Genomic DNA, 13,681 nt, shown 5'->3' with positions numbered 1-13,681 from the left:
TAGAAAAACGAGGAGGTAAGAAGATGAAATTCCATACATTAAAGAAAACTAATATCCGTATTTCAGAAATTGGTCTTGGAACAAATGCTGTTGGTGGTCATAATTTATTTGAAAGCTTAAATGAACAAGATGGAAAGGAGCTAGTGACAACAGCCCTAGATCTTGGAATAACTTTTATTGATACAGCAGACATTTATGGTAAAGGGCGTTCAGAGGAAATCGTTGGGGATGTTTTGAAAAACTATCGTAGGGAAGATTTCGTTTTGGCAACAAAGGCAGCTAAACGTTGGTTTGAAGATGGTACAGTAACAGTAGATAATCATCCAAAATATCTACGACAAGCTTTTGAAAATAGCTTAAATCGCCTCCAATTGGATTATGTAGATCTATACTATTTGCACTTCCCTGATAACGAAACACCTCTTGTTGAATCGATTGGAGAATTATCGCGCTTAAAAGAAGAAGGTAAAATCGGAGCAATAGGAATTTCTAACGTAACATTAGATCAATTAATCGAAGCAAATATGCATAATGATATTTCAGTCTTACAATCTCCTTATAATATGTTAAACCGTTCAGCCGAACAAGATTTACTGCCATACTGTATAAAAAATGATATTTCATTTATTCCTTATGGACCACTCTCATATGGTCTACTTGGTGGCAAGTATACAAAAGATTTTAAACTAGGCGCAGGGGACTGGCGAGTTTCAAACCCTTTATTCCACGGTGAACTGTTTGAACAAACATTAGTTAAAGTAGAGGCATTAAAGGAAGTAGCAGCAGAAAAACAAACAACATTACCAAATCTGGCTCTTGCTTGGTTGTTAGCCCAAGACGGTGTTGATGCCGTTATCCCAGGAGGAAAGCATAAAAGCCAAGTAGCTATCAATGTGGAAGCAACGGATGTCCTGTTAACAAATGAAGATTTAATGAAAATAGAAGGAATTTTATAATAAAAAATGAGAAAAGAGAGGATTTTTGCAAATTCGCTCTTTTCTCATTTTTATTATATTTTAGCTTTGTGCTCTATCGCAATTTTAGCGTAGTTTGACTGTGCAATTCTGCTAACAGCCTGTCATTTTCTTGGATTATTGGAAATTAAGCGACTCCTCTTCTTAATCCAGTTTACGCACTTTAATCGGGATTAATGTTCTTTCTAATTGTTCACGATGCTGTTCGTACTGAAGTGGCAACATTAATTGGCTACCCATTGTCTCAGGTGTTTCGTCATGAGCAAATCCAGGAGGATCTGTAGCGATTTCAAATAGAATTTCGCCAGGCTCACGGAAATAAATCGCATTGAAATAATTACGATCTTTGACTTCCGTTACATGCTGTCCATGGTTCATCACATACTCTTGCCATTCTAAATGATCCGTATTATCTTGAGCTCTCCACGCAATATGGTGAACCGTTCCTACACCCATTTGACCACGTACACCTGCTACTGTTTTTAAATCTACAGTATTACCAATAGCTGCACTTGATTTATAACGAGTATAGTCACCCTCTGTCGCTACCTGTTCAAGGCCCATCACTTCTGTTAAAACTTTTGCCGTTTCTTCAGGATGACTTGAGTATAGTGTAGCTCCACCAAAACCTTTAATAGCAACCTCGGGTGTTACCTCACCAAATGTCCATTCATTGAGCTCGCCTTCCGCACGTGCAACGAGTTCAATATGCAAACCATGTGGGTCGTCCAATTGAATGACTTGCTCACCAAAGCGTTCAGCTTTTTGGAAGGGAATCGAGAATTTTGCTAAGCGATTAATCCAAAATGGAAGTGCCCCTTCTGGTACAACATACGTTGTAACGCCAACTTGGCCATCACCAATACGTCCTTGATAAGCATCTGCCCAAGGGAAGAAGGTAATGATTGTGCCTGGTTTTCCACCTTTATCGCCAAAATATAAATGATATGTGCCAGGATCATCAAAGTTTACAGTTTGCTTCACTAAACGTAAGCCCAACACACCTGCGTAAAAATCAATATTCTCTTGTGGATGCCCTACGATGGCTGTGATATGGTGAATACCTGCTGTATGTTTTTTCATGTTAACAAGCCCTTTCGACTATTTTTCTCACCTTTACTGTGCCCAACTACGTCCTACCTCAAACTGGATAAGCTTAGCGAATTGTATATAAAGCTTTAGACCATGGGATTAATTGATCTAACATTTGGTTCACTGAATCTGATTGTACTTCCTTTGGTTTAAAGTCTGTTCCATTTTCAAAATCTGTGAATAAGGATAATGCTGGGTGAACACGTACATCTGCAATTAATAGCTCTCCCATAATGCCACGTAGATGTTCTGCTGCACGAGCTCCACCTACAGAACCATATGAAACGATTCCTGCTGCCTTGTTATTCCACTCAACACGTAAATAGTCTAGTGCATTTTTTAAGGCCCCTGTAATAGAGTGATTATATTCTTGTACGATAAACACAAATCCATCTTGTTTAGCAATAATTTCTGACCAAGCCTGTGCACCCGAAGCATCTTGCCCTGGTTCGCCTAATAATGGCAATTTATAATCAGCAATATCGATCACTGTATAGTTTGCGTCACCACGTAGATCTGCAATTTCCTTTACCCATTGTGCTACTTGAGGGCTTACACGTCCCTCACGTGTCGATCCAATAATAATACCGATATTTAATTCTGCCATTGTTTGTTCCTCCTCTTTTTTTGAACTAAATAATTTATTCAAAAAACCCATAATTGTACCTCCTGACGAAAGCTAAAGGTTCGAATTCATTTATCTCGAAATTATTTATCTTGAATTCGAGATAATAATAACACGATATTTTTATCAACGTCAACAACTTTGTTTTTAAATTTAAAAAGGCAGAGAAAACTAACTCTCTACCTTCCCTAAAAGCTTATAAACCTGTGATTTTAAATAGCTATATTGCGCATCATTGGTATCATGTAAAGCCTCTGTCCTATTTGAATCAATATCCTGATAGTCGATTATGTATGAAAATTGCTCCTCCGTAAAATCCATTTTTACGCCATTAATGACATTATAAAAGTGCCAGCCCTCCTTGAGAAATGTCTTTCTAATTTCTCCGCCAAGAATATCCTGCACCACTAATGAAGTAACGCCACATTGCCCTTTTGCAAGGTTATCCAAGCTCCATTTAGAACTTGATTGGCTTGACCATAATTTTCTTAAAGCGTTTAAAATGTCTTTTTTCATGCTATAACTCCTCTCAAACACTTTAAAATGGGACTTCATCCATTTTTATTGGTGTTGAGTTCCCTGTAATCCAATCATCTTTAATAGCACTATAGACAATACTATCTGTCACGGTACCGTCCTCATTTTCCCAAGCATTTCTTAAATAGCCCTCGTTCACAAAGCCAGCCTTACTAAAGCATTTTCGCATCCCCATATTATCGGCTCTAGTATAGCCCTCAATACGAATCTTACCTTTTTCGCCAAATAGATCAATGAAGTGCTTTAACACCATATCCTTACTTCCACATGAATAAAAAGAATCCCGACTTTTTCCCCTTCCTCAAGTAGCCAATGTGTTTCACGATCGTTCTTATAGTAACCCTCCACATATGCAGCTCGAATGGACTCTTCTTTTACCAGTGGATTCGTGTGATACAACCATTTATTTTGAGTGAGTAACTGTACTAAATCATCAATTTCTTCTTCAAATAATTTGAATTCCATTAATAGCTCCTTTCTTAAATGTCCTCACATATATCAGAAAAAATAAAATTGGTTTTTGTATGTGCATATGGCTGTAATACATCAATAAACTGCTCAACATCAGAAAAAGTTTGAAAATGCCCTTTTAATAAAAAACATGCCTCACCTGATATTCGATAACAAAAATCTATCGTTGTATACGTCTTAATAAGATCTTTAAAATCTGCATAGCGGTTGTTTTTTATTGTCGCCTCAATGATAGCCTCAACTGGATAGCCTAATGCCTTTTTATTAATAGCCAAAGTATATTTTTTTATGACTTCCTGTTCCTCTAATTGCCGTACTCTTTCACGAACAGCTGGTGCCGATAAATGTACTCGTCTCCCTAATTCACTCATAGAAATACGACTATCCTCCTTTAATTCTTTCAGTATCCTTTCATTAATGAAATCCATTATGGCAATACCCCTTCTTTTTAAAAGGAAACGATTATAATTTCCTTCGAATTCGCATGTTAACTTCGTTATTCATATTTTACACTAATGAAAGGAGGGATGTTTGATGACACTTATTCATTTACACGACAAGGGCTTAACGCCATTTCAACAACTATTAGGCTATAACGAGGGAATTCAGCTGCACTGGCAACAGTTGGGGGAGGTACTCGAAAAAGACGGGCATCTATCCGCTTCATTAAAAGAAGAGGTTCGAAAAACATTAGCTCAAAAAAATGGCTGTCAGTATTGTAAGGCAAAAGGCAAACCAGATCCACAATACTATGATGAGAAAACAGCCGTATGTACAGGTTTTGCAGAAGCATTCTTAGCTTCAAAAGGTCACACTGCGGCCAATGCCACAGCTGTATTAAAGGATTATTTAACAGCAGCCGAGATTAGCGAGCTACTAGCATTTATTTGCTTCGCGACAGCACAGCAATATTTTGGTGCTCTTATGCAATTAAAATAACGGAACTAGGGGTCTTCCCTAGTTCCTATCCACCAATTTGAACGTTCTATCCATCACATTTAGTGCTGTATCCACCGCTTTATGCATGCTATCCATCTAAATCGATTTTATTAGCTATATCTATAATAAATTGCTTACTAAGCTCCTCTTTCATATTATTCTCAGCATCCACCATCACTTGTTCAATGAGACAGCCTTGATGATGAAAGACATCTTCATGGTCTGAAGCACAACTAAATAATGAGGTTTGTCCTTCAATCGCATAAATCACATCTAAGAAAGAAATTTCTTGTGGACGCTTAGAAATACGGTAACCACCGTTGACACCTGGATTCGACTCAATTAAACCTGCCTTCACAAGCTTTGTTAATATTTTCGAAAGATAGGTTGGTGATAATTTCTGCATTTCTGCTAGAGACTCTACGCTCATTGATTTCCCTTTAGGATTGAGCGTTAAAAACACCATCGTATGTAACGCATAATTTGTTGCTTTTGAATATTTCATCATTAATCACCTCCATTCAGGACTATTACTATCTGTAATTAAAACACATTCTACCATATATCAAGAAAAAAGCATGTTTTGCAGAAAAACACGCTTTATGATTTCTTATTCACGCTGCCCATAGCCTTCTTCTTCAGCCATGGCATCAGCCTTTGTCGTATGAACAGTTCCAAATGGATGGTTTGGTGGTGCATAAATTGTGTAAAGCTTTAGCGGTTTATTGCCTATATTCGTAACATTATGCCATGTCCCTGCTGGCACCATAATGGCCATATCTTCAGACACGTGTCTTTGGAAGTTTAAATAATCTTTACTTGGTCCCATCTGTGTAACGCCATGCCCTTCCTCAATACAAATAAATTGATCGACGTGAGGGTGTACTTCTAAGCCAATATCTTCCCCAACGTTAAGGCTCATCACAGTTACTTGTAAGTGTGGCCCTGTCCATAGTACTGTTCGATAATTTTTGTTGTGCTTTGTAGTCTCTTCAATGTTGACAACGAATGGTCCTGATCCAAAATCATTCTGGACATTACTTCTTGGCACTCGTTCTTCCTGATTTGGATAGGCCCAATAAACAGGTTGATAACCGTAATTATACAGTAGATAATTACCGTAATAAGGGTGGTACATGTAACTCAATCCTCTCATACATGATAACGCTATATTATGCAGTTGAATGAAAGAAGGTACTCCGTTTGCACGTTGAATTATTAATGGAGTGCTATTTATAAACAGATTGGAGGTAGCTGCCATGTACGCTAGATTAGCAGAAATGCTAGCAAGTACTACGGCGATTAAATGGTTTCCTGGACATGATGTTGAAGATGATTGGATTGTAGAAGCTGAAGTTGAATTAGGGTTCAGCTTACCACCATCCTATTGCTGGTGGTTAAAAAATTATGGCAATGGGCAACTGAATGGTGGATCTATTCTCACAATCGGTCAACCAGCATACAGAGACATCGATCATACAGATATTCTTTATATACATCGTCTTAACTTGGCTGACAAGGATTGGTGTAAACAATATCCGAATAGGTTAGATTTATTTGTTCCAGACGCAGACGAACTATATTTTTTTAATACATCATCAAAAGATGAACATGGTGAGTTTTCAGTTATGTGCTTTGACTTATTGAATGACATGATTTATGAATATGCTTCTACTTTCTCAAAGTTTCTCGAAAAACTAATGGATGAACGGAGCTAATAGTGTGAGTTGCCATATCTATAGAGGCAACTCACAACTCAGAAAACTCCCTTTTAAGACGCTTGCGAAACTTATCATCTGTCAGAAATTTCAATTGAAAACTATTCATACTATTAGATAGTTTAATTTGTTCCATTGTATTTAAGTCGTTAGCAAAAAGGGCAATTTCCGTTTGATTCCCTTCTTTATCTTCCGCATAGGCTGCTAGTGTTAAGACAAATGCAGTCGATCCACCCTTTTGACCTGCATGTGTTAGCCATTCTTGATTTTTAGGATTCTGCATCAACTGTTCCATTACGGGATCTAAGTATTTATGTACCTCTGCACTGAAGAAATTTTTATTATTCAATTTTTCTAAAATAGAGATGTAATCGTTTGTAGTGGCCCTTATTAAACGGTCAGACCATATCTTTTGAAAATCCATATTGAGCAGTTTTTGTGCCTCTGCTTTCTCCTCGTAAGTCAAAGGTTGCTCTATCCAACTGGCGTGAATAGACGATGCACGCTCACGATATTCAGCCATATCCATTTCTTGCAAAGCCGCTAATGTTTCTTTTTTCGTTAAATTTTTTTCTTTCAAGACTTGAACCGGGATATGGAGTGCACTGACGATTGGATATAATGGTTCATGATCCTCTACATGTAGCTGTGTAAGCACATCATTAATCGCTTGAAAACCTAATACATGCATTAAATATTCCGTATTCGCATTGGAACTATAAGCAATCATACCACTTGCGACTTCACTTAAAGGCACATGATCCACACCCTGAAGGTTTAACTGCGCTAACCATGCTTCATGTGCACCTCCATCCGTTTTAGGAATATAAAATACCTCTAACTCCTTTAGATCAACCTGTTGCTGAGGATTAATGCGACCCTCTGCTGCTTGCTGTGCATAGGCTATAGCGACGATGATTTTAACTGTACTTGCTAATGGCAGCTGTTCCTTAGTGTTTAATTCCACCCAATATTGTTGATTGCGTTGAATGGCTACGGAAACATTTTTATCAGCTCTATGTTCCTTTATAAATTGAACAATATATTCTGGGTCGTCCTTCTTAATCTCTTTTTGAAACTTCCAAAAGACAATACCTATTACTAACCCTGCACAAATTAAAATGCCACCCATCATCCAATATAATTTTTTCACTTTCATCCCTCCATCACTCGTCTGCTTCCACCAACCATTGCTGCAATGCTGTAGACGACTGGTTTAATTGCAACGCTATTTCTATGTTTACTTCATCTGGGGGCATCACTTCCACGAGTATACAAATAGCGTCTCTTGTTTGATTCAAGGCAAATAGTCCCTCCTCATCAAGCTTTTTCATGGCTAATTCCATTGCTGTTAGCCGGAATGTCAATTCTTGCTGCCATTTTTCACCCCCAAGGACATTGATATTAGGTCGGTCATTCAAGTACTGACATACATTTGTAAAATACTCTTCACCGAAGCAACAATAAGGAGAATCTGCATAAGACCATTTGATAAGAGCAGCCTTTTCAGATTGAGAGTTGTTGCTATTTCTTGCCTGTTTAGTAGCTTCCCGCTCCAATGCTTCCCACGACCAAGCTGAAACGTTCGGAGCATGCCCTTCGCCAGTTGTATATAGCGTACAGTAATAGTCCCGCTCACCATTTTTAAATAAATTCAGAAATGATTTTCTTGCAGCATTAACAATTTCCTCTACTGAAGTCTCCGGTAGGCATCATAACTATGAATATCTCCTTTAACTTGCTTTAGGTATATAGAACGTGTTATCGACGGATAGCACCTTTTTCAATTTGATAGTAAGACACAAAAAACCATCTCTAATCTTCATTTAGGTGGTTTTAAATGTTTCAATTTAGTCATCGACCCTTCTTGAGAAATAAGACTAATGCTAATGAAGCCAAAAAGAATAAACTTAGATGGAAACTAACCAAATTAGCAATGTATTGAATGTAATAATGAGTATTAAGTATTGTACTTTGTTGTCGCATTAAAGTAGAAATAATTGTTGGACTAAATAACGAAATAACAGCGATAACAATTATACAACTTGAAAACATTTTCTTATCCAAAAAATCACCTACCAATTCTGTTCAGAAGTATCTATAGGTTTTTGAATAAGATGCTCCCACTAGTTTTCCTGCAACTCCACTCCCAAGACTCATCTCTCCTATAGTGGTAGCAGCATTTAATAAAGTTTAAGGTCATTGCATTGTAAGCTACATACACTAATGAATTAACGAAGCTCTTAAACTGCTAATGCCATTTTCTAAATATCCTTTGAGGCATGTTAACATATAAACCCAACCCTCTTTTTGCCCCATCATTTTTGCCATAATCTCTGGGTCATGGGCATTAAACCCTGACTCTACTACAGTAATAATGGTTTCGCCTTGTAATTCTTCAAGAGTGATGGTAACCATCGTCACTTCACCATGCTCTTCACCCCATACAAACATAATTTTTTCATTAGCCTCCATTTCCAGCACAGTGATTACACCCTCAGCATGATACTCATCATATCTAAGCGTAATCCTTTTACCCGCTCCCCATCTTTCAGAGCTATCAGAGAACCAATAATGCCCAATTTCAGTAGGAGAAATAATGGCTTCAAAAACTTTATGGACTGGCTGCCTGATTTTTAATTTCGTCGTCACATCCGTATTCATCATCGATCATCATCCTTTTTGTAATATTTATCTACACATTCTTCGCCAAATTTTCCCTTTTACCTCTCTAATAATAAAAATTAACTAAAAAAGTGTGATTCCCCTAATGGTAAAATCACACTTTTATATTGGTAAAATGATCTCAAATGTTGTACCGACATTTAATGTACTTTGGACGTTTACTTTCCCATGATGCTTTTCAACGATGGTTCTGACAATAGATAAACCTAACCCAGAGCCACCCAACTCACGGGCTCGGGAGTGATCGACACGGTAAAACGGCTCAAAAATATAGTGTAGCTGATCATTTGGTATCCCAATTCCTGAATCTGTAATTGTAATATGAGTAGCTCCATTCTTAACCTGTCCACGAACTTCAACCATTCCATTCTTGTGGTTGTACTTAATCGCATTTTCAATCATATTAGAAAAAACTCTATAGAGTAATGTTTGATTTCCCGTTATCGTTTTCACATCAATATCTACAGAAATAGCGATATTTTTTTCTATACATAAAGGCTGTAATTCTTGTGTAATCGTGTCTAACATTGCTTTGAGCTCAATATCATCAGAAAAATGTTCCGTTTGCTCATAAGCTAATGTTAACAGATCGTTCACAACCTGGATGAGCCTTTGTGTGCCTTGCTCTGTCACCTCTAAATTTTCCTTATAATCTTCTACTGTTGGTGATTTTTCCAGTTTTAAAACCTGGATACCTGCCTTCATGGTTGTTAGTGGTGTTTTCAATTCATGTGCTGCATTTGCGGCAAAGCTCTTTTGGTACAGAAACGATTTTTCTAGTCGATCTAGCATGTGATTAAATGAAGCTGTAAGATCCCCTATTTCATCTTTTGTAGAAATATGTTCGATACGTTGAGCTAAATTATGTTCGCTTATATTTCCGATTTTTTGACTAAGATCATGAACTGGCTTTAAAGCCCGACCAGCCACTACATAAATGGTAGCTATCCCTGCTACAATAATAATTAACATCCATATGACACTCTGATTGATAAATTTCTTTTTCGCTTCTCTTACATCCGTAATCTTTATCTGAGCAACAATATCATGATTCATCTTGGTTTCTACTGTCGCCTCATCTATGATTTCTTTGTGAAGCCTATTTTCTTGATTGAGTATCGTTGTCGTAATAGGTTGAACAATTTTTTCCTCGGCACTATAAATGGATAGGAACGTTAACAAAATTGTAACCACCACAAAAATACAGCCAGTTAAAAGGGTCAGCCTCATTCTTAATGTTAAGTTATTCATATGAACCTCTATCATTTTCTGCAATGATATAACCTTGTCCTCGGATTGTCTGAATCACTTCTATTTCCCCCAAAACATCTGCCATTTTTTTTCGTAATGAATGGATATGGAACTTGAGTGAATTTGAAAATAAATCCGTTTCACTGTCCCATACATGCTCTATCAACTCCTCTGAGCTAATGACTTTATTTTGATGTAGCATGAGATATTCTAGAATAGCATATTCCTTTTTGGTAACATGTATCATCTCACCATCCACTAAAACTATTTTCTTTGAGCTATCAAGTGTTATATTTTCAAAAGATATAATGGCGCTTTTTTGACTAAAAGACCGCCTTAATAAGTTGCGTATACGCGCATCCAACTCTTGAAAATCAAAGGGCTTTATTAAATAATCATTGGCTCCACAATCAAGACCCAATATTTTATCATGAATAGCTGAACGTGCTGAAAGGATAAGTATTTTCACATCCTCGCTCTGAACTCGAATCTGCTCTAACACCTCTATGCCATCCATTTTGGGTAGGTTTAAGTCCAATATAATAAGGTCATATTCATTGATTTCGAATAATTCTAATGCTTCCTTACCATCAAAAGCTGTATCAACGGCATAGCCAGATTTCTTTAACCCTTTAGAGATGATCCTGGATAAGACAGCCTCATCTTCGACCAATAAAAGTTTCATTCGTTCTATCCACCTTTAAAAATCAGACTTTTTTAACGACCCGTGAGTTTCATAAATTTTGCTAACAAACAAGTCCTACCCCTTTGTACTAGAATAGCCTACTTGAATGAGCTTTTAAAATAATTTAAGTCAACTAACACTTGTCTCTTTTACCTTTACATAGTAAGAAGCTTATTTTGAAAGATCAAAACAAGCTTCCTTTCATTACTTATCCTTTTCCCCGTTATCAACTATTGTAGTTGTCATCATCACAGCACCCTCAGGAATAGCTGGCATTTCACCAGGTTCAAAGGTTTTTACGCTCACTTTGACTGATTCTTTTTCATCTACTTTTGTTTTTTTCATTAACAAGCCTTTAGGAACCTCCTTTTTCTCCCCAGGCTTAAGTATCTTCACATCAGCCTTGATTGATTGTGCCCCTTTTTCATTCTCATCATTTGAAGAAGCTAATGCAGAAAATGAAAAACCACCTGTTAATAAACCTAATGCTAGTGTTCCTACCCCTAATGCTCTTAATTTCATAAATATCCCTCCAAGAAAATGATTTGTAACAATGGTTACAGACCAAGTATATTGATTGCTAGGTTAGAGGAAGGTTAGATTTTATAATAATCGATGATTTCTTTTACATTCCTATAATGTTCAAAATTTCGCTGACACATTTGTTTTGAATATCGATCATCATTCCTTTTTATAGTGTATTGACGCTTTATATACTCTTCTTATGAATATAAATTCAATAAAAAAAGGTGCGATTCTCCTACTGATAGAATCGCACCTTCCCATTTAAAATATTTTATTACTTTCTATAGTAAACTGTAAATCTGCTACATTTGCGATAAAATTCTTATCATGTGTCACGAAGATGATTGTTCCCTCATAAGCCATTATAAATTGCTCTAGCGCCTCTAATGCTTGAATATCTAAGAAGTTGGTTGGCTCATCCAGTAACAGTATATTAAAGTTCCCCAAAAACAGATAACAAAGCTGGAGTCGTATCGCTTCACCACCGCTTAATAACTTCACACTTTTTTGTATATCATTTCCTACAAACTGCATGGAATTTAGAACACTTCGTAGAAAACCCTCATCGTAATCAGAGCGATTTTTTAAAAATTGGAGGACCGTTTCCTCACTTTTAAATTGGTAGCTCATCTGATGAAAATAGCCTATTTTGGCCTTAGGGGAAATGGTTAACCCATCCCCATAGTTTGCAATATGTTGTAGTAATGTACTTTTTCCACAACCGTTACTACCTGCAAGCGCAATCTTTTTACCTAATGGTATTTGGAAGTTCACTTTATTCAATAGTAGTTTCCCTGGTACGTGTAAAGTGAATTGCTCTGCCATAATCGGAAATTTATTGTGTAGTTCCAAAGCTTTCGATTGTCGAAAAACTATTTTTCTCTCTACCTGTACCGCATCTACTTTCTGAAGCTTCTCTATTCGATGTTCTATCGCTTTGGCTGCACGTTGTACGCTTTTTTGACTCGTACCTTTGGACTTTGTCATAAACATACGATTCGGTTTTGCATGAGCTTCTCTTTTTGACATGCTCCCTGCTTGGGTAATTTTTTCAGCTTTTCTCATTTTTTTATCAACAGCTTGTTCAAGACGACTTCTTTCCTTCAAGTATAAGTCATGCGCCTGACTTTGTTGATCTCGCTCTACCTGCTTTTGCTGAGCATAATTACTATAATTTCCAGAATAAATATTTATTCTGCCCCCATCAACCTCCCAGATCGTTGTGACCAATTCATCTAGTACAGCACGATCATGGCTAATTAGTACAAGCGCTCCATAATAATAACGCAATTCATCCAGTAAAAACGAAATACCCTCTTGATCTAAATGTGTTGTTGGTTCATCAATGAGCAGTGCTTCCTCATAAGAAGAAAGTAATTGTGCTAACTTCAATCTCGTTTGCTCCCCACCACTTAGTCCTTCAGAATATGGAGGAACAGCTAATTTTCCTAATAACTGTGCCTCTACCTCTACGAACGTTGGTGCTTCCATTTGTTCAAAATATCCAAAATGAACATGACTCTTTAACATCCCACTCGTCGGCTGAATTTTGCTAGCAAGTAACTTCATTAATGTACTTTTTCCAGCACCATTTTTCCCAACGATGCCGATCCGATCGAATTGGTGAATAGCTAATTTTTCAATGTTTAAAATTTCTTTATCTAAATAATTTACGATTACATGCTCTAATTCAAAGCAAATTTTCTCCATATTGCTACCTCCCGAAAATAAATCATTTCGTATCGATAGCTATGGTATCGATACGAGCTTTTAGTTAAAGCCCGTATCAAAAGAATAATAGCATATGCATTCTACCTTCCCCCTTATTGGGTAAATAAAAAACACAGACAATGTGCCTGTGATCTAAGTAACTGAGATATATTAGGAAAGTTGTCTCACTAAATAAAGGCGTGAGCTCCCTTTGTTGTGTTATGAAAGATGATTAAAAAAGGACAGACTATCCCGTATACTCTGGTTTCACAAACAGAGTTATTGACCCTATTCAGTTATTGGTTCAAAACGGTAAAACGTAGTCTCATTGAATAGCCCATTTTTTTAATCCTCCTTAAAAGTGTTATGATTATTATAAATATTTTTCCCAATTAGTCAAGGTCTCCCAGACTAAAGACATACAAAAAAAGGTCGATATATCATAAATGAACATTACAAAAAGTATATC

At 36.8% G+C, this 13,681-nt stretch carries 18 protein-coding genes; 3 read left to right on the top strand and 15 right to left on the bottom strand.

Annotated features, from left to right (window positions below):
- The first annotated feature begins 23 nt into the window (after positions 1-23).
- Positions 24-956 (top strand): aldo/keto reductase, encoded by a 933-nt coding sequence (locus MHI34_RS08710; protein ID WP_036128769.1) that lies wholly within the window; start codon positions 24-26, stop codon positions 954-956.
- A 162-nt stretch (positions 957-1,118) separates the two neighbouring features.
- Here MHI34_RS08710 and MHI34_RS08705 read toward each other — a convergent pair whose 3' ends face one another.
- The 6 genes from MHI34_RS08705 to MHI34_RS08680 all read right to left on the bottom strand — a co-directional run bounded on the left by MHI34_RS08705 (position 1,119) and on the right by MHI34_RS08680 (position 4,127).
- On the bottom strand, positions 1,119-2,057 hold the full coding sequence (locus MHI34_RS08705) for a ring-cleaving dioxygenase (RefSeq protein ID WP_089933692.1): 939 nt from the start codon (positions 2,055-2,057) through the stop codon (positions 1,119-1,121).
- Between the two features lie 73 nt (positions 2,058-2,130).
- Entirely contained in the window at positions 2,131-2,724 is a 594-nt protein-coding gene (locus MHI34_RS08700) for an NADPH-dependent FMN reductase (protein ID WP_036128773.1), read from the bottom strand.
- Between the two features lie 138 nt (positions 2,725-2,862).
- The gene (locus MHI34_RS08695) at positions 2,863-3,207 is read right to left on the bottom strand and encodes a hypothetical protein (RefSeq protein ID WP_342504341.1); all 345 of its coding nucleotides are present in this window, start codon (positions 3,205-3,207) and stop codon (positions 2,863-2,865) included.
- Between the two features lie 22 nt (positions 3,208-3,229).
- Positions 3,230-3,481, bottom strand: a complete 252-nt coding sequence (locus tag MHI34_RS08690; RefSeq protein WP_230593984.1) for a GNAT family protein — start codon at positions 3,479-3,481, stop codon at positions 3,230-3,232.
- On the bottom strand, positions 3,472-3,693 hold the full coding sequence (locus MHI34_RS08685; protein ID WP_230593986.1) for a hypothetical protein: 222 nt from the start codon (positions 3,691-3,693) through the stop codon (positions 3,472-3,474). Before MHI34_RS08685 ends, MHI34_RS08690 begins: the two co-directional genes overlap by 10 nt.
- 14 nt (positions 3,694-3,707) lie before the next feature.
- The gene (locus MHI34_RS08680; protein WP_036128778.1) at positions 3,708-4,127 is read right to left on the bottom strand and encodes an Lrp/AsnC family transcriptional regulator; all 420 of its coding nucleotides are present in this window, start codon (positions 4,125-4,127) and stop codon (positions 3,708-3,710) included.
- A 106-nt stretch (positions 4,128-4,233) separates the two neighbouring features.
- On the opposite strand from MHI34_RS08680, the gene MHI34_RS08675 reads away from it, so the two are divergent.
- Complete coding sequence (locus MHI34_RS08675) at positions 4,234-4,638, top strand: carboxymuconolactone decarboxylase family protein (protein ID WP_342504340.1); 405 nt, start codon at positions 4,234-4,236, stop codon at positions 4,636-4,638.
- A gap of 88 nt (positions 4,639-4,726) precedes the next feature.
- Here the strand turns inward: MHI34_RS08675 and MHI34_RS08670 are convergent, their stop codons facing one another.
- Both MHI34_RS08670 and MHI34_RS08665 read right to left on the bottom strand, forming a co-directional pair.
- Positions 4,727-5,146: an Rrf2 family transcriptional regulator gene (locus MHI34_RS08670; protein ID WP_036128781.1), complete on the bottom strand. Its 420-nt coding sequence runs from the start codon at positions 5,144-5,146 to the stop codon at positions 4,727-4,729.
- Positions 5,147-5,248: 102 nt separating this feature from the next.
- Positions 5,249-5,794, bottom strand: coding sequence for a cupin domain-containing protein (locus MHI34_RS08665; RefSeq protein WP_170829871.1), 546 nt, complete (start codon positions 5,792-5,794; stop codon positions 5,249-5,251).
- Between the two features lie 103 nt (positions 5,795-5,897).
- Between MHI34_RS08665 and MHI34_RS08660 the strand changes: the two genes are divergently transcribed.
- Entirely contained in the window at positions 5,898-6,356 is a 459-nt protein-coding gene (locus tag MHI34_RS08660; protein ID WP_036128784.1) for an SMI1/KNR4 family protein, read from the top strand.
- A gap of 31 nt (positions 6,357-6,387) precedes the next feature.
- Here the strand turns inward: MHI34_RS08660 and MHI34_RS08655 are convergent, their stop codons facing one another.
- From MHI34_RS08655 to MHI34_RS08625, 7 genes are all read right to left on the bottom strand, one after another.
- Positions 6,388-7,509 (bottom strand): serine hydrolase, encoded by a 1,122-nt coding sequence (locus MHI34_RS08655; protein WP_036128786.1) that lies wholly within the window; start codon positions 7,507-7,509, stop codon positions 6,388-6,390.
- Positions 7,510-7,522: 13 nt separating this feature from the next.
- Positions 7,523-8,041, bottom strand: coding sequence for a DUF4303 domain-containing protein (locus tag MHI34_RS08650; protein ID WP_342504458.1), 519 nt, complete (start codon positions 8,039-8,041; stop codon positions 7,523-7,525).
- A 538-nt stretch (positions 8,042-8,579) separates the two neighbouring features.
- Positions 8,580-9,023, bottom strand: coding sequence for an SRPBCC family protein (locus MHI34_RS08645; RefSeq protein ID WP_080717176.1), 444 nt, complete (start codon positions 9,021-9,023; stop codon positions 8,580-8,582).
- A 120-nt stretch (positions 9,024-9,143) separates the two neighbouring features.
- Positions 9,144-10,292: an ATP-binding protein gene (locus tag MHI34_RS08640; protein ID WP_058845238.1), complete on the bottom strand. Its 1,149-nt coding sequence runs from the start codon at positions 10,290-10,292 to the stop codon at positions 9,144-9,146.
- Positions 10,285-10,977, bottom strand: a complete 693-nt coding sequence (locus MHI34_RS08635; RefSeq protein ID WP_036128792.1) for a response regulator transcription factor — start codon at positions 10,975-10,977, stop codon at positions 10,285-10,287. The genes MHI34_RS08640 and MHI34_RS08635 overlap by 8 nt, the downstream gene beginning before the upstream one ends.
- A 204-nt stretch (positions 10,978-11,181) precedes the next feature.
- The gene (locus tag MHI34_RS08630; RefSeq protein ID WP_342504339.1) at positions 11,182-11,499 is read right to left on the bottom strand and encodes a hypothetical protein; all 318 of its coding nucleotides are present in this window, start codon (positions 11,497-11,499) and stop codon (positions 11,182-11,184) included.
- A 264-nt stretch (positions 11,500-11,763) separates the two neighbouring features.
- A complete protein-coding gene (locus tag MHI34_RS08625) occupies positions 11,764-13,212 on the bottom strand; it encodes an Msr family ABC-F type ribosomal protection protein (protein ID WP_058845236.1) in 1,449 nt (482 codons plus the stop codon).
- Positions 13,213-13,681 lie beyond the last annotated feature (469 nt).

This window comes from Lysinibacillus sp. FSL L8-0126, from assembly GCF_038630385.1.
GTDB classification, from domain to species: Bacteria; Bacillota; Bacilli; order Bacillales_A; family Planococcaceae; genus Lysinibacillus; species Lysinibacillus fusiformis_D.
Note: the sequence above shows the minus strand (reverse complement) of the source record. Positions and strands in the feature narration are given on the sequence as shown.